A 19,005-nucleotide genomic window follows, 5' to 3' on the forward strand; every position below is an offset into this window, starting at 1 on the left:
ATATTTGATGAAAAAAGTGCTTTAAAATAGTCATAAAAAAGCACCGACGAATCGATGCTTTTGATGTGGGTTGGCAATTTTTTAAAACGTTCAGTTATTTAATATGTTCAGCAATATCCGTAAAGATCACGCCTAAACCATGTGCGCCTGCATCTGGATAGCCAAGACTACGGTCGCCTACAGTTCCCGCACGTCCCATACGCGCCACGATCTCTTTGGTATTTTCAGCGCCTTGAACTGCCGCTTTTGCACCTAATGTAAAATTTTCTTTAAATGATTTATCGGTATGGGCAGACCATGAATCTGCACATGGTACTAAAGCATCAATCAGGGTTTTATCGCCCACCACTGCGCCACGTCCAAATGAACGTTCACCTGTAGTTTGAATGCCTTTGACTGCTGCTTGCAGCATCTCTGCGAAATCAGCGACAGTTAAAACTGATTTGCCTTGAATTGATTTCGCTGCCGCACGGAATGCTGAACCCCAGATTGGGCCAGACGCACCGCCACAGTGTTCCATAATGATCATTGAGCAGTTCAGCATGAATTCATCCATCTGCTGCGCTTGAATTAGACTTTGCCATTCACGTTTTAATTGCTTGAAGCCTTTCGCCACGCTCATACCGAAGTCGCCGTCACCTGCATGCGCGTCTAGTTCACAGAATGGCACTTCATTTCTAATGATGCAGGCAGACATCACATCCACTATATAGCGCATGTTTTCGATGGTGAATTGTTCATTGCTAATCACCGCATGTTCAGGCTGTGTTTCAACTTGGGTGTTCACCACAGCTTCGGTAGCAGCATTTTTAGTTGCAAAAGTTAAAGGCTGTGCTGCTGAACCATCCATTTTAAATGCAGGGGTGTTGGCTGCTGCATCGAGGTAAGTTTTCAATTCATCATCGACAGCAAGCAAGGACACAGATGCACCATTCATGTCGATACTGGTCATATAGTTGCCGACAAATGTGCGGTAAATTTTGATACCTTTACGTGCAAGGTGTTCGCATACATCATGGTTAAAGACATACAACTCTTGCAGCGGTGTGCTACCAAAGCCATTGACCAAGACTGCAACTTCTTTCATGTCTGGGCGGTCAAGGAACAGGTCATCCACGATGCGCTGTGCCATTTTTTTGGATGGCAAGATTTTTTCACGACGGATGCCGGGTTCACCGTGAATGCCGACGCCATATTCCATTTCGTCATCAGCCAAAGTAAACGTTGGCGTGCCTTTGGCTGGAACAGTACATGAGCTATAAGCAAAACCAAGGCTAATGACGTTGTCCGCAGCTTTTTGAGCAATCGCTTTTACGTCTGCAAGTTCTAAGCCTTTTGATGCTGCTGCGCCTGCAATCTTATGTACAAATACTGTGCCTGCAACACCACGACGACCGACTGTATATAGGCTGTCTTTAACCGCAATGTCATCTGCCACTTTTACATAGTCAACTTTAATGCCGTCTTCAGTTGCAAGGGCTGCGCCATTCTGGAAATTCATCATATCGCCAGAATAGTTTTTGATGATCATCAACACGCCTTTGTCGGTTGCGACGTGTTGTAAGGCTTTATAGACCTGAATTTGCGATGGAGATGCAAACACGTCCCCACATACGGCAGCGTCTAACATGCCTGTACCGACAAAACCTGCATGGGCAGGTTCGTGACCGCTACCACCACCACTGATAAGTGCCACGTTATTGTGTTTTTCTTTACGTGAAATGATTTTGTGTGACTCGTTAAATGCGAGTTCTGGGTGGGCAAGAACAAAGCCTTTGCACATTTCAATTACGATGTTTTCTGCACCGTTCATGAGTTTTTTCATGGATGTACCAATCTGTATTTATAGGGGAGAGTTCTAAGTTTTAATTATTCAGGAATTTGAAGTTTTTTGCTGATTAAATAATGTAAAAACGGATGGTTTGGAAAGTATAGATTGAGCTTTTGAAACTTTACCTCTCCCTAACCCTTACTTTCATTTTGTTTTAAATCAATGCTTAAAGGTTATTATAGGGGTAATATCCATTAATAAATTCATAAAGTTTTTAATTCACAATGAAAGCTCCCTCTCACTCTGGGATGAGACGCATTGCTTAGCAAGGGGGAGGAGGAATGGGTAGGTGCTAGGACGGATTGATGAGTGGTCTTTTAGCGTTTTTTGAAATTTCCTATAAAGGAATCCCAATACATCTGATTTAGTGAGATTCTCATTTTTTAAGACATGTCTATTGTTTTACTAGGATAGATTATTTTTTAATTAAGTTTTTGTTGAAATGGATATCAGTCAAAAAATAATAACCAAATCTATCTGAATAATTTTCTGCATAGGTTAAACAAACTGATTGTGGTGGATTTTCCAAATATTCAAAATGGCTTCCAGTCATAGAAATTTGATCTGATTCAGGGAAACTAAGATTTTTACCATCTAACATTGTGAAATGGAAAATAATTTGTTGCCATGAGTTGCGATGACTTCCTCGCAGAATTGTTGAATGACCTGTATATGTGCCGCATTTTTTGACTTTATGTTTTGATTGCATGGCATCATTAATTTTTTGCGTACGAAAATGATCAATAATAAGTGATCCCATGTGTGCAAAGCATGACATAAAAATGATAATCCAAATTAGTGAATGTGTGTATTTCCATACAAAAACGGATCCTATTAAACACACAATACCAAAGCTTATTTCCATAATCATTTCGAGCCACCAACTATTCACAAAATTAAAAAAAGTTCATTTTATTTTTAAAGGCTAAAGGTAGGGGGGCTATTATTCTAACTGATTTAATTGCTTGATTCTCTGGTCAATAAGATCGGCATTGCATGATAGATTGATTAACTTAGATCCTGCACCTTGTACACTGCTAGATAGATAAGATACGAGTTCATCACAATGACTATTTTTATATAACAACCAATTCTTTTGAGAGGTTTCTAAAATTTTCTGACCTTCCTCATCCATAGTGTTATAAAGCTTTTGATAAGTTTGGTTGAGCTTGGTTTTATTAGATTTTAATTCTTTTTCATAACAGGCAATTTCATCATAAACATTACTTGTCTTACATTCTGCAAAAGCAAAAGATGAAATAAAAGGTAAAACTAAAAGTAAGAATATTTTTTCATTTTATAAAATTCGTTTATGTGTTTTTAAGATTTTTGATTATAAATAAAAAACCCCCTCACACGAGGGGATTTTTTCAAACTAATTATTGAACTGAATCATCCAAATTCGGCGCTAACCAACGCTTCGCTTCATCCAAAGTCCAGCCTTTACGCTTTGCATAATCCTCAAGCTGATCGCCTGCGATTTTACCCACGTTAAAGTATTGGCTTTCAGGGTTTGCATAGTAGAAACCGCTGACAGATGAAGGCGGCCACATTGCAAAGCTAGAAGTCAATTGCGTACCAATTTTATCGGTAGAACCTAACCAATCAAACAATGGCGCTTTTTCAGAATGCTCAGGACAAGCAGGGTAGCCCGGTGCAGGACGGATGCCCACATACTTCTCTTTAATCAATTCTTCATTGCTTAAGGTTTCAGACGCTTGGTTGCCCCAGAACTCTTTACGAATGCGCTCATGCAAATGTTCCGCAAACGCTTCCGCAAAACGGTCACCTAAAGATTGTGCAAGAATTGCAGAGTAGTCATCGCCTTTAGCTTTGTACTCATTGGCCATTTCTTCTGCACCAAAGATCGATACAGTGAAACCGCCCAAGTAGTCTTCTGCGACACCTTTAGGCGCAATAAAGTCCGCCAATGACAAGTTTGGTTTACCTGTCACTTTGTCAGACTGCTGACGAATATGCTCAAAAGTATGCGTCACTGTTTTCGCAGTTTCATCAAACACTTGAACCGTGTCCGCACCTGAACGGGCAGCAGGGTAAATACCAAACACAGCTCGTGCATCAAAACGTTTGTTGTCAATAATATCTTTCAGCATGGTCTGCGCTTGTTCATACAAGTCAGTTGCTGCTTCACCCACCACTTCATCAGTCAGAATCGCAGGGAATTTACCCGCCAAGCTCCAAGAAATAAAGAACGGTGTCCAGTCAAAGTACTCAACTAATGTTTCCAATGGATAATTGGTCAACGTTTGCGTACCAATAAAGTTCGGCTTCACAGGCGCATTGGCAGCGAAATCGATTTTCAAACCATTTTCAACCGATTCAGCATAAGTCAGCTTAGCTGCTTTTGGCTGTTTGTTGGCAATACGCTCACGCACTTTTTCATATTCAGCACGGGTTTCCTCAACAAACTTCGGTTTCATTTCTTTAGAAAGAAGGGTAGTCGCTACACCTACCGCGCGCGATGCATCGGCAACATAAATCACAGCATCATTTGAATATTGCGGGTCAATTTTTACTGCAGTGTGCGCTTTAGAAGTCGTTGCACCGCCAATCATTAGCGGAACATTAAAGCCTTTACGTTGCATTTCTTTAGCAACAAAAACCATTTCGTCCAATGACGGAGTGATTAGGCCAGACAAGCCGATGATGTCAACTTTCTCATCAATGGCGGTTTGCAGAATCTTCTCGCAAGGCACCATCACGCCAAGGTCGATGATGTCATAACCATTACAGCCAAGTACCACGCCTACGATGTTTTTACCGATGTCATGTACGTCGCCTTTCACAGTCGCCATCAGGACTTTACCCTTAGACTGACCGCCAGATTTTTCAGCCTCAATGAACGGGTTCAGCCAAGCCACAGCTTGCTTCATCACACGTGCAGATTTTACCACTTGCGGCAGGAACATTTTGCCCGAACCGAACAAGTCACCAACCACGTTCATGCCGTCCATCAGCGGGCCTTCAATCACGTCTAGCGGACGAGCTGATTTTAGACGCGCTTCTTCCGTATCTTCATCAATGAAGGTTGTGATGCCTTTCACCAAAGCATGTTCAAGACGTTTTTCAACTGGAAGTTCGCGCCATTCCAAGTTTTCAACTTGTTTTTGCGCAGCGCCTTGACCGCGGTATTTCTCAGCTACTTCAAGCAGCTTTTCAGTTGCATCGTGCTGACTTTCACCTTGGTTTTGGTTCAAAATCACATCTTCAACGGCAGCTTTTAGTTCAGCGTCAATATCATCATAAATCGCCATTTGACCTGCGTTGACGATACCCATGGTCATGCCTTGCTGAATAGCATGGTATAAGAACACGGAGTGAATCGCTTCACGAACGGGTTCGTTACCGCGGAATGAGAACGATACGTTAGACACACCGCCTGAAATCATCGCGTGTGGCAAGTTTTGCTTAATCCAGCCAGTCGCTTCAATGAAGTCCACAGCATAGTTGTTGTGTTCTTCGATACCTGTAGCGACTGCAAACACGTTCGGGTCAAAAATGATGTCTTCAGCAGGGAAGCCCACTTCATTTACCAGTACATCGTATGAGCGTTTACAGATTTCTTTTTTACGTGCAGCAGTATCTGCCTGACCTTGTTCATCAAAGGCCATCACAATCACGGCAGCGCCATACTGACGGCACAAACGTGCTTTGTGTACAAACTCGTCATAACCTTCTTTCAAAGAAATCGAGTTAACAACCGCTTTACCTTGTACACATTTTAAGCCTGCCTCAATGATTTCCCATTTTGATGAGTCAATCATGATAGGCACACGTGAAATTTCAGGCTCAGAGGCTACAAGATTCAGGAAATGCACCATTGCGCCTTCTGAATCCAGCATGCCTTCATCCATGTTGATATCGATAATCTGAGCACCGGCTTCAACTTGCTGCTGTGCAACTTCTAAAGCTTCGGCAAAGTTTTCTTCACGGATTAAACGTAGGAATTTTTTAGAACCTGTCACGTTGGTACGTTCACCGACGTTTACAAACAGCGAATCTTTTGTAATGTTGAACGGCTCTAAACCGCTGAGACGGCAAGCGGGTTTGGTTTCTGGCACTTGGCGTGGCGCAATGTCTTTTACGGCATTGGCAATAGCACGGATATGATCTGGCGTAGTACCGCAGCAGCCGCCAGTGATGTTAATCAAGCCACTTTCTGCAAATTCTTTAATAAAGGCAGCTGTTTCTTCAGGGGTTTCATCATAACCGCCGAAGGCATTTGGTAAGCCAGCGTTCGGATGCGCCGAAACAAAAGTATCAGCAACGTCAGCAATGGTTTTGACGTGCGGACGCATGGCATCTGCACCTAGGGCACAGTTAAAGCCAATCGACAATAAATCACCATGACGCACAGAGTTCCAGAACGCCTCTGCGGTTTGGCCTGTTAATGTACGACCTGAGGCATCGGTAATGGTGCCTGAAATCATCAATGGCAATTCGTAGCCAATTTGGTTGAAGACTTCTTTCACTGCAAAAATGGCAGCTTTACAGTTTAAAGTATCGAATACGGTTTCGATGAGCAGAATGTCGGCACCGCCTTCAATCAGAGCATGCGCAGCTTGAATATAGTTTTCTTTAAGCTCATCAAAAGTAATATTACGAAATGCTGGGTCATTTACATTTGGCGAGATTGAGCAAGTACGTGAAGTTGGCCCAAGCACACCTGCTACAAAACGCGGTTTTTCAGGCGTTGAGTATTTTTCACAAGCGGCTTTGGCAATACGCGCTGCTTCACGGTTGATCTCTGATACCAAATCTTCCATGTGGTAGTCAGACATTGAAACTTTTGTGCCGTTAAAGCTGTTGGTTTCAATGATGTCTGCACCAGCATCGAGGTAGGCTTCATGAATGCCTTGAATGATTTGCGGCTGCGTCAACACCAATAGGTCATTATTGCCTTTGAGGTCAGATGCCCAATCTGCAAAACGCTCACCACGGTAGTCAGCTTCTTCGAGTTTATGACGCTGAATCATGGTGCCCATTGCACCGTCGATAATCAGAATCCGTTGAGCGAGCAGCTCTTTTAGGGTGGCAAGCGTGGACATAAATAACCCCAATCCGATGGAATATAAAATCGGCAAATATATTAACAGAATTCATTGCAGTTTTATTGATATTCAACCATCTTCACAGCGCGCAATTATTAGCTTGTTGAATTAATGATCAATATTGCAACTTGATAATTTCATATTCCAATTTCATATAAATGTATGGAAAGCTTCATGAATTTGTCATATTGCTCAGGCAAGATTAAAAAACATCCAGCAGGGCTATGCAATATGACAAAAAAACATGACAGATGAAATAAAAGCTGAAACATTGGGTTTCAAAGAAAATAAAGTTTAAATACGTAGATTAAATAACTGATTTACTTTATGAAAGTAGAGTGTAGGAGTCGGTTTTAAACACCTAAAAAAAACAAATAAAGCATGAAAAATTGCTTTATATGACACCGCTTTGTCATATAATTGTCATAATTAAATTGAACAATATGGGGATTTTAAAATCCTCTATTCCTGCCTGCATGAATTCTAAACAAACTCCCGTAGATTCAGCGCACACGTCGACTCCTCAAAAGTCCACGAATGTTCATGTGCCTACACCGAAATTCTTTATGCCGGTATTTTTAACGCTGATTATTTCAACGTTGATTTATATTGGTTTTCAGGTGACTGCCGATTTAGCGCATGTTCCGCCTTTAAGTCTTTATTCAATGATTTTATTGGGCACAGCCTTATTCATCGCACTTGGCTTTGAATTTGTAAATGGCTTCCATGACACTGCAAATGCAGTAGCAACAGTGATTTATACCAACGCCTTGTCAGCACCGGTTGCGGTAATGTGGGCGGGTTTCTGTAACTTCCTAGGCGTAATGGTTGCCAGTGGTGCAGTCGCTTACGGCATTATTGCCTTATTACCTGTTGAATTGATTATGAATGTCGGTTCAGGTGCAGGTTTTGCCATGGTTTTCGCTATGTTGATCGCAGCGATTTTGTGGAATTTAGGAACTTGGTTCTTAGGCATCCCTGCGTCTAGTTCGCATACTTTGATTGGTTCTATTCTTGGCGTTGGCATCATGAACTACCTGTTAAATGCAGGCGGTGGTGCGAGCGGTGTAGATATGGAGCAGGTGCTTAAAGTCGGTAAGGCGTTATTGTTCTCGCCACTGATTGGTTTTGCATTTGCGGCTCTCGTTTTCTTATTGGTCAAGCGTATTTTCCGCAAACAGCTTGAACTGTTTCAACCACCAGAAGGCAATAAGCCGCCACCACCACTGATTCGTGCAATTTTGATCTTTACCTGTACAGGTGTAAGTTTTGCGCACGGTTCAAACGATGGTCAAAAAGGTATGGGTCTGATCATGCTGATTTTGATCGGATGTGTGCCATTGGCTTATTCATTGAATAAGAACTTAGATAATCAACATATTCAATCTTTCCATCAGTTATCTGCTCAAACTGCGACTGCGATCTACGCAGAGCATAATGACATTCCTGATGCACAAGCACGTGATGTACTCACCAAATACATTCAAACCAAAGAAGTCAGCCCAGAAGTTGTGCCAGCTTTGGCAAGTTTGACCGATCATTTAGGTGAGCGTGTTGCACAGTATGGCGACTTAAAAGATATTCCTGAACAAGAAGTATCTTCGATTCGTAATGACATGTACTTAAGTACTACTGCTTTTAAACGTCTAGATAAAGCTGACCAACTACCAGCAATGGCAGAAGCTGAACAAAAGACTGTGAAAGAATATCGTAGTCACCTAGACTCGTTCTTACAGTACATTCCAACATGGGTGAAAGTCGCTGTTGCATTGGCACTGGGTCTTGGAACCATGGTGGGTTGGAAACGTATTGTCGTGACTGTAGGTGAGCGTATTGGTAAAAACCACATGACCTATGGTCAGGGTATGTCTGCCGAGCTTGTTGCTATGTCAACGATTGCTGCTGCGGATGGTTTTGGTATGCCAGTATCGACTACACACGTACTTAACTCTGCGGTTGCAGGTACCATGGTCGCGAATAAATCGGGTCTGAACTTTGCAACAGTGAAAACCATTCTATCGGCTTGGGTCTTTACTTTACCTGCAACGATCTGTCTATCAGGCTGCTTGTACTGGTTATTCTTGAAAGTGTTCTAAGCAACTCAAATTTTAGGTATAAAAAAAACGCTGCTTCGGCAGCGTTTTTTTATGGCTTTATCTCAGTCATCACCGATTTGAATGGGGTGACTGAGCTGAATTAGAACAATCAAACTAGCGAGTTGAAACTTTGCAAAGTTCAACACTTATTTGAACCAATGCCGTTACGCTTTTTTAAACAGCCCCAATACTTTTTTCACGGGCAGTTTTTCTTCAGCGAAACCATACAGCGCTGCAAAAGGTAAGGCGGTACGCGCCAAATAAGCCACACGCCATAAGCCACCATGGTTGGCACCATGCATCAAGAGTTCTAATGGATGGTCTAGCGCTGTTTCAGGGTTAGCAACCGATTGAGGGTTTCTCAAGTCGTGAATCCATAAAGCTGCCATGAGTGCATTGGTGGTTTCAGGTTGGAAGGATTCCACATCAAATAAACTCGCACCATTAAATGCTGCCTTTAATAATGGATTCTTCGTTACTGAGCGGGTCGTGGTGGATGGCGCAATATTGATACTAACCCGCTGACCATTTTGACGTGCGACAGTTGCGCGCCATTGTTGAATACGTTTTGCAAGTGCGTAGTTAGGACCTTGTTCCACCACCAAACAGTCAGCGATACCATAGGATTTTCCATTGTCTGCTGTGGTGGTTTGCTCATTATTTTGCTTAAAGAAATGCTGACCTGTGACTTTGGCAATGCTTTGCGTCAAAAGCTTTTGTGCAGAAGCACGGTTTTGGAATTTGGCTTGCGCTGCCGTAACAATCTCTTCTGGCACCGCATAGACATCGGTCGGAGTACACATAAACATCAAGCTGGTGTCGGCTTTTTGCTGGCTGACATAGGCCATGATGCTGTCCATGGCCATTGCAACACGAACATGCTTTTCACCATCTAAATAGGCAATTGCAGCCAGATCTAGTTGATGTTCACTTTGTGCAAGCCATTGTGCAATTTCAGGAATGTGTGTCAGTAAATTGGCGCCCAATTTGTGTTTTAGTTCTCGAATGGGTGTGTCTTCATGCACAGCGTCGAGACTTGGTGCATATAAAGTGGCATTACCGGCCTGAACCGTGCTTAAGATTCGATCCCAAACACGTTCATTATTCAGGTCAATTGCCACAATATTGGCTTTCCATTTTGCTAACCACGTCAGAGGGCCAGCTTCGGAGGCAGCACCAAAAAGCACCATTGTCCGATCTGACAAATCGAACCATTCTGGGTGTGCAATGGCTTCACGTAATGCGTCGGCATGACTTGCTTCAATAATGCCAGCATCTTGCCATTTTTGAATCTGAGCCAGTAAAGCCTCACCTTGAAGTTTTTGACCATGATAGGGCACATACCACTCAGGTGCAGCGTTACTTTCACCTTTTAATTTCACGGTATGCAGCGGATGTGCAGTCAAAGCTACTGCATCTTTGAGCGTATGCTTTCCTTGATCACGATAAAACTCAAAGACGTGATGCGCTTTATTTAAACCTTGCTCAGCAATGTTGATCGCGGCTTCAGATGATTGAATCCCATGTTCAACCAAGGCTTTAAAATATTCAGGATATTTTTTACGCCAGTTTTTTTCTTGTTTTGCACGTACAGAAGAGTGATGGTCAACTGCAGCTAAGGCTTCAGCGATAATTTCACGACCAGTTTTAGATGTACTCGGCTTTTGGTTTGAAGCCGAAATGGGAAATTGAAGACCTTCAGTTGAATTCGACATGCAAAATATCTCAGCTAATTTTGTCATTAATATACAGATGTATACATTATCTATGCCAAATTAAAAAATAGGGTGGCATAAAGTGCCAGATTTATATGATTTGTCATGTGCTTTTGTGAACTTTCGTAGAATATACAGCGTCAATTTTTATTGTCGGAATTGGAAAAACCTTCGGTTTGAAGGCTTAAAAGAAGAGGCTATTAAATCAGTAACGGCAAATCAACAACGGCCTTTTTTAGCCTGTCCGGGCGGGCAAAAGCCGCCATGGCGATTTGGATAATTATAAGGATAGTGTTTACGATCTGGGTCGACCACGATACTGCCTTCACGGGTGTGAACGGCACAAGCACTCAACACGCAGGTCAACAGCAAACTTGAGAACATCAGGACTATTTTCATTGGAATTTTCCTTTTTTTATTCTGTGTCATTTCAGTTTAAATCAGGGCAAGGATAGATAGCGTTTCAATCTGCTGTGAAATTGTATAGTTCGATATTTAAAGTGCGGTGTTGTAGATGTGGGAAATTGGCTAAAGAAAAAAATTAAAGGACATTTCGGTTTAACGAAGCACAATAAAAAAAGCCTAAACTGAAACGGTTTAGGCTGTCATTTTCAGGTTAAATCCAGCTGATTTTTTAGACTTAACGTTTAGAAAGGAACGTTTAATAACTGACTTAAGAAATGTGGAATGAGCTTCGGTTCAAGAATAATCGTCATGATTACACCATACGCTGCGCCCCAAAGGTGTGCGCTGTGGTTAATGTTGCTGTTGCCACGTTTACCTGACCAAATACTATAAGCCACATAAAGCACGGCAAAAATAATCGCAGGAACAGGAATAAAGAATACAAAAATCAGTTTCCACGGTTCAAACAAAATATACGCAAAAAGTACCGCAGATACCGCCCCAGAAGCCCCTAAACTTGCCCAATGGGTATCATGCTTATGTTTTAAATAACTCGGAATAATCGCAGCGATCAAACCGCCCAAGTAAAACAGCACAAAGCCCATGTCGAAAAAATATTGGCGATAAAAACTTTCAATCACGCTACCAAAGAAAAATAAGGTAATCATGTTGAATAATAGGTGCGCACCATCTGCATGAATAAAGCCATTGCTAATAAATCGGTCATACTCGCCACGACTGAGGGCTGGCGGCCAAAATAACAAACGATTCATCACTTTCTGATTTGAAAATGCAATCAGTGAAATCACCACCGTAATCAGGATAATGGTCACGGTGTGGTTAAAGGGTAGACCCAACATATATGACTATTCTACTTGTTAAAATTTATGCTCAATAATGCCATTAAAACGGCTTAAAGCGTGAACTTTCAGAATAATTCCGACAATTTTAGTTGATTTTTTTCTAATGCCCCGCATCTTAAGTTAAAATAGCGACTTCAGCTTGAGGAAATATTGTAATGTCGACTGAGAACAACAGCACAGCAGTTGCTGAAGAAATTCCAAACCTATTGATCACTCCAAATGCCCAAGAGTATTTGAAAGATCTTTTGGATAAACAAAATACACCGGGCATTGGTGTACGTGTTTTTGTGGAAAATCCGGGTACGCCACGTGCTGAATGTTGTATGGCTTACAGTGCACCAGAAGAAGTTGTGCCTACAGACTATAAACAAGACTATCCAGATTTCCCTGCATTTATTGACACACCGTCTATTCCATATCTTTTGGATGCGGTAATTGACTATAACAAAGACCGTTTTGGTGGTCAGTTAACTTTCCGTGCACCAAACTCAAAAGTGCCACGTGTGGGTCCAGATGCCTCTGTAGAAGAGCGAATCACTTATGTTCTACAGTCAGAAATTAATCCTGGCCTTGCCGGTCATGGTGGTAACTGTGCATTGGTAGAAGTGGTTGAAGATGCAGAGCATGGTTTAACTGCAGTGCTTAAATTCGGTGGTGGTTGCCAAGGTTGTTCTTCAATCGATTTAACCTTGAAACAAGGTGTTGAAACAACATTGAAGCAGCATGTACCTGAATTAATGCGCGTTGTTGACCAAACGGATCACAGTAATACTGAAGGTGCTTATTTCAAATAAGTTCAGTATTGTTATAAAAAAGCCGCAATGATGCGGCTTTTTTATTGTCTAAATCAAATAAAACGAAGATTTTTAAATGGTTTCTGAGGTTTTTACAGTGAGATGATAAGTGATATCACAAATATAAATGAGAATGATTATTAAAATTAGTTGCAATATTGTTCGTGGTAGTTACAATGTGCAACACAATATTCAAGATTTCTCCATAAATACGTTCATTTGGAAGCACTCAATGACCAAACAACTATTAAAATCAACGCTTACACTTTCAATACTCTGTGCATTGGTAAGTTTGACGCATGCAAAAGATGTGCACACTGAAGCATCAGATGAATCCGTAACGAAGATGGAAACCATTGTTGTTACTGCAGCAGAACAAGTTAAACAATCATTAGGTGCTTCAAAAATTACGGCAGAAGATTTAGAAAAAATACCGGTTGTTAATGATATTTCAGAATATGTGCGCCGTATGCCGGGTGTAAATTTGACTGGTAACAGTGCCACCGGGCAACGTGGTAATAACCGTCAGATTGATATCCGTGGAATGGGGCCTGAAAACACGTTGATCTTAATTGATGGTAAGCCTGTAAATTCGAGAAACTCAGTACGTTATGGCTGGCGCGGTGAGCGTGATACACGTGGCGATTCGAACTGGGTACCTGCAGATGCTATTGAATCGATTGAAGTGCTGCGTGGTCCAGCAGCAGCGCGTTATGGTTCAGGTGCGATGGGTGGTGTGGTCAATATTAAAACCAAGAAAGTGACCAACGACGTGCATGGCTCTGTGGAAGTTTTTACCAATCAACCTGAAGACGCTAAAGAGGGCGCAAGTCACCGTGAAAGCTTTAACTTAAGCGGGCCAATTCTCAAAGATGTCCTTTCATATCGGTTATACGGTAGTTATAACAAAACCGATTCAGATGCTGCGGATATTAATGCCTTAATGGACAATGGCGCGCGTATGGCGGGTCGAGAAGGCGTTGAAAATAAAGATATTGCAGGGCGTTTGGCTTGGCAGTTGAACGATCAACAAGTCTTGATGTTTGACGCAAGTGTTGGCCGCCAAGGCAACCGTTTTGCAGGTGACAGTCAAAACAGTGTATTTGATCCAGCCGATCCAAACAAAGCGCCTATTCTATCGGCTTTAATTGGTGAAGAAACCAATACCATTTATCGTGATAGTTTTGCATTAACCCATGAAGGTACGTGGGGTTGGGGCGATAGTAAACTCATTGCGCAATATGACAAAACCAAAAATAAACGCCTACCTGAAGGAACAGGCGGTAGTACTGAGGGACAGATTAATAATCTTGAAAATAAACAAACGTCATATCTAGAAACCATTCGCTTTAATGCAGAAGCCAATCTGCCGTTCCAATGGTATGTCCCACAAGTATTAACTTTAGGCGCTGAATGGGTTGAAGATGACTTTACCGATACGGTTAATACACAAGCTGGCACAGGCGGTTTTGGTGATGTGTTGACCTCTGGTGACCGTTCACAAATGGATTCACGGATTGCGTCGGCCTATATTGAAAACAATATGAACTTGGGCGAAAGCACCGATGTCGTTTTGGCACTACGCTATGATAATCATAGCAAATCAGGCGATAGCTGGAGTCCAAGTCTCAATATTACGCAAAAGCTTGGTGACTATTGGACACTAAAAGGTGGTGTAGCTAAGGCGTATAAAGCACCCAATATGTACCAAAATGCGGAAGGTTATCTGTTAAGCACTCGCGGTAATGGCTGTCCAATTGGGCTGAGCCAATGTTTATTACAAGGTAATGGTGATCTCAAACCTGAAACTTCAGTGAATAAAGAATTAGGTGTACAGTTTGAAAAAGACATCGTAAATGCAAGCTTTGCATGGTTCCGTAATGATTATAAAAATAAGATCGTTGCAGGGGATACACGTCTAGAAGAACTAGAAGTAAATGGAACAACATATAATGTACTGCGTTGGATGAATACGCCAGAAGCCTTGGTGGAAGGTGTTGAAGGAAGTATTTCTTTGGACTGGGGTGATATCACGTGGACCAATAACGTCACCTATATGATCAACTCTGAAGATAAACGTACTGGCAATCCACTTTCAGTGATTCCAAATTACACCATAAACTCTATTTTGAACTACAACATCACGGATCGATTAGACAGTAACTTTGTCTATACCCAATATGGTCGTCAAAAACCACGTCAATATGCAGAAACTAGTCTTGAAAGCAAAAATGGCTTGGCGATGGATAGCGTGAAAAGTTATGGCATTGCAGGCATTAACTTTGGTTATAAATTTAATGCGGACTTGAGTGCTCGTATCGGTGTGAATAACCTATTTGATGAGCAAAAACTGCGTGATAAAACGGTCAACCAAACATATAACGAGCCGGGTCGAGCTTACTATGCAAGTTTGAAATACCAATTCTAAGTATTTCCAAAAGAAAAGCCGCTTCACGCGGCTTTTTTTATGCTTGGATATTTAAAATTTTCAGTGCTTCACTTGAGTAGTAGAATTGTTCTAAATAGAGACGTGAACGCTCACGCAAATAACCCGACTCAATCATTTGTTGAACGATAGGATTGAGTAAGTTTTGAAGTTCATGCTGAATCAGTGCTTCATCAATATTTAAATCACGTAGCAATAAATCAAAAGGGCGTTCTGCATTGCGCACGTACCAAGCGTATACGCCATCATGCACTTGCTGTTTCATATACTCAGACTGTCGCATAAAGTCCCAAATTTCATGACCCATGGCAACTGTTTGCGGCAAGTCCTGAACTTCAACATAGTTCTTTAATACTGAAACTGGCAGCGCTTTAATTTTATGCCACAAATTGGCTTGAAAATGGTACAGCTTATGATCATCAAAGTGCTGATTTAACACGGTTTCACTCATTTGACTGAGCTTTAAAATATTCTTTTGTAAGTATTTGCTGACTGCATTATCTAAATTGGTATCAGTGACATTTTCCAGTACCGATTTCCCCATTTTCATAAATCGTGAAACACCGGGGACAGATTTCGCAATAACTGAGTTGTCTAAATAATCTTGTATCGCATGTTGAATCAACTGACTGATCATGGCTGAAAATGCAGGATTGTTGACCATGGTATGAATTAAACGTTGACGATGTCCCTGTTTACTCGCCACATACTGTGCAATTTTATCAATGGTCAACACAGGAATGATTTCGGCAATCGTGGTGCTGTCATTTGCAGGATGAATCAGTGCAAATTTGATATGTTCAGCAATTTGCTCAATCAGAAATTGACTTGCAGGGGTATTTAAAATTTGTTTCTGCAACAAGGCATTGATTTGATCAAAACTCCAAATCTGCTGCAAAGATTGTTTACGAAACCATTGATAAAAATGGGTGAATTCAGTGGCTACGGTATCATTGTGTGAAAAGCTCTGATCTAAAAAGTTCAGTTGAGCGTCAATCAACTGCTCAATCATCGGGTTTTTCTGCATACTTTCCCTGAAGTCCCAGTGATGGGGATCTAAAAATGGCGAATGCTCAGTTTAACTGAATCAGTTTATCTACCAAAGGGTTTTTAAACTTTTGACTTTTCGCAAGGAAAGGCAAGTAATGGTCTGCAACTTGTTGTTCGGCTTCTAAGATTGGCATATGACCGACGTTATTTAATATCACTGGGGTTTCCGCACGTTTCAGTAAAGACTTGAGTTCGCTAGCCACTTCAACATTAAAGATTTTATCTTGTTTGCCCCAAAGGATCAGGGTTGGGGCTTCCACCGTTCGGGTTAAACGAGCAAAAGTTTCAGGGGTGTAGATTCGATTGAGCGTGACGACTTGATCGATCATTTTACTGGTGAAGGGCGCACGCGCAATTAAGATATTTTCCTGCGCTTCTTTAAGCTGTGTTGGAACATTGGGCGGATTTTGCATGAGTTTATGCATAACATCATCTAAATCACCCGGTTTTGAAACGATTAAATTTTTAAGTTTATACGGGTCGCGGGTATAACTGGTATTGGCTTGTTTATAAATGCCCGCGCTGTTGAGTAAAAATAAACTTTGGGTATCAAAAGGATATTGAGAGGCATATACCGTGGCAATGGAACCACCCAATGAGTGACCTGCAACATTCAGTTTATCTTCAATATCTATTTTAAGGACAAACTGGCGTAGTTGTTCCGTGACATTCGGGACAGAGACATCAAAATCGACAGGGACATGGGTATCGCCATTGGCCGGAAGGTCGGGGATGATCACGTGATAGTTCGGTGTTAAATAATGCGCAACACGGTTCCAATTATCACGTGAGCCGCCTAAACCATGAATCAGCAAGATGGTGGGTTTAGAGCGTTGACCACCTTCGCTATAACTCCAATTCACATTGCCGACTTGAACACTGTGTGTGACTAAACCTGCCGCTTTACGCTCTTGGCTCAAATAGTTTTGCACGATAGAGGGTACGGCCAAGTTTTTGCTGATGGGAGATGGATTTGTAGCCAAAGCATGGTTGGCAGTAAACGTCATACAGCAAATTGTTGCTAGCTTAAAAAAGCCAAAAACGCGTGAATGATTTCCTTTCATTGACGTTTACCCCAGTTAAATCGAATCGATATATTTTTTAGATCATTTATATGACTATTATCAGAATGGGCTGAAATAGTAAAAGCGTATATTTATGAAATATATTGTAAATTAAAAATGACCTTTGTCATCCATTGCTTTTTTGACGTGGTTAAACTTGCGTTTTAATAATGTGAACCATTACAGAAAAAATAATTTTTTTTGATGAATGTGGAGTAGCATTTTCTATCAAGATGCATCGTCGTAGAAAAAATTCACAGCAATTGTTTTTGCAAGTGACAATCGATTCGACTGGGATTAAAATATTGCAACTTCGGATAAGGGTAATTAGAACATGCTAGCAGCAGCAGAAGCTTTAGATCGTTTAAAGAAAGGGAATCAACGTTTTGTAAACGGTGAAACGAATCACCCGAAGCTTTTGACGCATCAACAACGTGCTGAAATGGCCGAAAGCCAAGAACCTTTTGCGATTATTTTAGGGTGTTCAGACTCACGTGTTCCTGCTGAAATGGTCTTTGACCAAGGCTTAGGCGATTTATTCGTGATTCGTGTTGCAGGTAATATTGTGGCACCGTCTCAAGTCGGTAGCGTGGAATTTGCAGCAGAAAGCTTTGGATGTCCTGTGGTCATTGTATTGGGTCATACACACTGTGGCGCGATTCATTCTACGATTGAAGCTTTAACTAATCCTGCGACACCACCATCAGCAAACTTGATGTCGATTGTGAACCGCGTTCGTCCATCTGTAGAAATACTCATGCAAACTGAATTGAAAGATGACCTTGAAAAACTTTCAATGCATGCAGTACGTTCAAACGTTTTTGCATCAGTGAATCAACTTCGTCATGGTTCAGCAGTCCTCGAAAACTTAATTGCGCAAGGCAAATTAAAAGTGGTAGGCGCTGAGTATTCACTCGAAACAGGTGAAGTAAGCTTCTACGATTTCTAAGCAAATTACAGTAAAGACAAGATATTAAAAAAGGCGCTCAAATGAAGCGCCTTTTTTATGAACCGATTTTCACCAACTAAATTTATAAACTTGCTTTGATCAATGGATAAGCATTGTTCAGCAAAATTGTTTGCGCTTTGGCATTCGGGTGGATCTGATCTTGTTGCATTAAGTTTTTATGTCCCGCAACCCCTTGCATAAAGAAAGGCAATAATTTGACTTTGTACTGTTGGCTCAACACTTGATAGTTATTTTCAAAAGCTTGGCTATATGCCTTGCCATAATTCGGTGGAATTTTCATTCCAAATAAAATGACTTTCGATTTGGCCTGTTGGCTTTTTTGAATCAGCTGCGCTAAATTTTTTTGAATTTGTGCAGGGGGCTGTCCGCGTAAACCATCATTACCACCTAACTCAATCACCACAAGGTCTGGACGATGAGTTTGCAACAGTTTAGGCAGTCGTGCCAAAGCACCACTGGTGGTTTCACCGCTGACACTTGCATTGACCACTTTATGTTGTTTCGGATACTGTTGGTCTAGACGTTTTTGTAATAAGTGGACCCAACCTTGCTGCACTGAAACACCATAACCTGCACTTAAGCTATCGCCCAAAATCATGATGGTTTTGGCAGAGAGCAGCATCGGGCAGAACATCAGTGCAATAGCCAGCAAGTAACTCAATAGACGATTATTTTGAATGCGATTTTGCATATAGGGAA

General features: G+C 41.5%; 14 protein-coding genes. 4 read left to right on the top strand and 10 right to left on the bottom strand.

The genetic code is table 11. The features are described 5' to 3' along the window. Positions 1-94: 94 nt before the first annotated feature. The 4 genes from dhaK to metH form a co-directional block, all read right to left on the bottom strand. Positions 95-1,825 carry a dihydroxyacetone kinase subunit DhaK gene (dhaK, locus tag FTT98_RS11205; protein ID WP_180041196.1) on the bottom strand — a complete coding sequence of 577 codons (1,731 nt, stop codon included), beginning with the start codon at positions 1,823-1,825 and terminating at the stop codon, positions 95-97. Between the two features lie 421 nt (positions 1,826-2,246). Next, the gene (locus tag FTT98_RS11210) at positions 2,247-2,702 is read right to left on the bottom strand and encodes a hypothetical protein (protein ID WP_180007440.1); all 456 of its coding nucleotides are present in this window, start codon (positions 2,700-2,702) and stop codon (positions 2,247-2,249) included. 72 nt (positions 2,703-2,774) lie between these two features. Then, entirely contained in the window at positions 2,775-3,119 is a 345-nt protein-coding gene (locus tag FTT98_RS18355; RefSeq protein ID WP_180041212.1) for a lysozyme inhibitor LprI family protein, read from the bottom strand. A 91-nt stretch (positions 3,120-3,210) separates the two neighbouring features. Continuing rightward, complete coding sequence (gene metH, locus FTT98_RS11220) at positions 3,211-6,900, bottom strand: methionine synthase (RefSeq protein WP_180041194.1); 3,690 nt, start codon at positions 6,898-6,900, stop codon at positions 3,211-3,213. A 479-nt stretch (positions 6,901-7,379) separates the two neighbouring features. Here metH and FTT98_RS11225 point away from each other — a divergent pair, with 479 nt between their 5' ends. After that, positions 7,380-8,999: an inorganic phosphate transporter gene (locus FTT98_RS11225; RefSeq protein WP_180041210.1), complete on the top strand. Its 1,620-nt coding sequence runs from the start codon at positions 7,380-7,382 to the stop codon at positions 8,997-8,999. A gap of 164 nt (positions 9,000-9,163) precedes the next feature. Here FTT98_RS11225 and FTT98_RS11230 read toward each other — a convergent pair whose 3' ends face one another. The 3 genes from FTT98_RS11230 to FTT98_RS11240 all read right to left on the bottom strand — a co-directional run bounded on the left by FTT98_RS11230 (position 9,164) and on the right by FTT98_RS11240 (position 11,979). Further along, positions 9,164-10,714 (bottom strand): hypothetical protein, encoded by a 1,551-nt coding sequence (locus tag FTT98_RS11230; protein WP_180041192.1) that lies wholly within the window; start codon positions 10,712-10,714, stop codon positions 9,164-9,166. Between the two features lie 219 nt (positions 10,715-10,933). Next, a complete protein-coding gene (locus FTT98_RS11235; protein WP_180041190.1) occupies positions 10,934-11,113 on the bottom strand; it encodes a hypothetical protein in 180 nt (59 codons plus the stop codon). Between the two features lie 248 nt (positions 11,114-11,361). Further along, positions 11,362-11,979, bottom strand: a complete 618-nt coding sequence (locus FTT98_RS11240) for a rhomboid family intramembrane serine protease (protein WP_180041188.1) — start codon at positions 11,977-11,979, stop codon at positions 11,362-11,364. Between the two features lie 158 nt (positions 11,980-12,137). Between FTT98_RS11240 and nfuA the strand changes: the two genes are divergently transcribed. Both nfuA and FTT98_RS11250 read left to right on the top strand, forming a co-directional pair. Next, positions 12,138-12,776 (top strand): Fe-S biogenesis protein NfuA, encoded by a 639-nt coding sequence (nfuA, locus tag FTT98_RS11245; RefSeq protein ID WP_078189947.1) that lies wholly within the window; start codon positions 12,138-12,140, stop codon positions 12,774-12,776. 232 nt (positions 12,777-13,008) lie between these two features. Beyond that, positions 13,009-15,204 carry a TonB-dependent siderophore receptor gene (locus FTT98_RS11250; RefSeq protein WP_180041184.1) on the top strand — a complete coding sequence of 732 codons (2,196 nt, stop codon included), beginning with the start codon at positions 13,009-13,011 and terminating at the stop codon, positions 15,202-15,204. Between the two features lie 37 nt (positions 15,205-15,241). Here the strand turns inward: FTT98_RS11250 and FTT98_RS11255 are convergent, their stop codons facing one another. Both FTT98_RS11255 and FTT98_RS11260 read right to left on the bottom strand, forming a co-directional pair. Further along, positions 15,242-16,249, bottom strand: coding sequence for a hypothetical protein (locus tag FTT98_RS11255; protein WP_180010102.1), 1,008 nt, complete (start codon positions 16,247-16,249; stop codon positions 15,242-15,244). A gap of 46 nt (positions 16,250-16,295) precedes the next feature. Beyond that, positions 16,296-17,336: an alpha/beta fold hydrolase gene (locus FTT98_RS11260; RefSeq protein WP_180041182.1), complete on the bottom strand. Its 1,041-nt coding sequence runs from the start codon at positions 17,334-17,336 to the stop codon at positions 16,296-16,298. A gap of 334 nt (positions 17,337-17,670) precedes the next feature. On the opposite strand from FTT98_RS11260, the gene FTT98_RS11265 reads away from it, so the two are divergent. After that, on the top strand, positions 17,671-18,285 hold the full coding sequence (locus FTT98_RS11265; RefSeq protein ID WP_078189941.1) for a carbonic anhydrase: 615 nt from the start codon (positions 17,671-17,673) through the stop codon (positions 18,283-18,285). Positions 18,286-18,367: 82 nt separating this feature from the next. On the opposite strand, the gene FTT98_RS11270 is transcribed toward FTT98_RS11265, so the two are convergent. Continuing rightward, positions 18,368-18,997 (bottom strand): arylesterase, encoded by a 630-nt coding sequence (locus FTT98_RS11270; protein WP_078193022.1) that lies wholly within the window; start codon positions 18,995-18,997, stop codon positions 18,368-18,370. Positions 18,998-19,005: the final 8 nt, after the last annotated feature.

This window comes from Acinetobacter sp. YH12039, from assembly GCF_013420015.1.
Taxonomy (GTDB): domain Bacteria; phylum Pseudomonadota; class Gammaproteobacteria; order Pseudomonadales; family Moraxellaceae; genus Acinetobacter; species Acinetobacter amyesii.

Bases quoted from the DNA above. Each gene is read 5' to 3' on its own strand.
- dhaK (WP_180041196.1), bottom strand. From the start codon at position 1,825: ATGAAAAAACTCATGAACGGTGCAGAAAACATCGTAATTGAAATGTGC.
- FTT98_RS11210 (WP_180007440.1), bottom strand. From the start codon at position 2,702: ATGATTATGGAAATAAGCTTTGGTATTGTGTGTTTAATAGGATCCGTT.
- metH (WP_180041194.1), bottom strand. From the start codon at position 6,900: ATGTCCACGCTTGCCACCCTAAAAGAGCTGCTCGCTCAACGGATTCTG.
- FTT98_RS11225 (WP_180041210.1), top strand. From the start codon at position 7,380: ATGAATTCTAAACAAACTCCCGTAGATTCAGCGCACACGTCGACTCCT.
- FTT98_RS11230 (WP_180041192.1), bottom strand. From the start codon at position 10,714: ATGTCGAATTCAACTGAAGGTCTTCAATTTCCCATTTCGGCTTCAAAC.
- FTT98_RS11235 (WP_180041190.1), bottom strand. From the start codon at position 11,113: ATGAAAATAGTCCTGATGTTCTCAAGTTTGCTGTTGACCTGCGTGTTG.
- FTT98_RS11240 (WP_180041188.1), bottom strand. From the start codon at position 11,979: ATGTTGGGTCTACCCTTTAACCACACCGTGACCATTATCCTGATTACG.
- nfuA (WP_078189947.1), top strand. From the start codon at position 12,138: ATGTCGACTGAGAACAACAGCACAGCAGTTGCTGAAGAAATTCCAAAC.
- FTT98_RS11250 (WP_180041184.1), top strand. From the start codon at position 13,009: ATGACCAAACAACTATTAAAATCAACGCTTACACTTTCAATACTCTGT.
- FTT98_RS11255 (WP_180010102.1), bottom strand. From the start codon at position 16,249: ATGCAGAAAAACCCGATGATTGAGCAGTTGATTGACGCTCAACTGAAC.
- FTT98_RS11260 (WP_180041182.1), bottom strand. From the start codon at position 17,336: ATGAAAGGAAATCATTCACGCGTTTTTGGCTTTTTTAAGCTAGCAACA.
- FTT98_RS11265 (WP_078189941.1), top strand. From the start codon at position 17,671: ATGCTAGCAGCAGCAGAAGCTTTAGATCGTTTAAAGAAAGGGAATCAA.
- FTT98_RS11270 (WP_078193022.1), bottom strand. From the start codon at position 18,997: ATGCAAAATCGCATTCAAAATAATCGTCTATTGAGTTACTTGCTGGCT.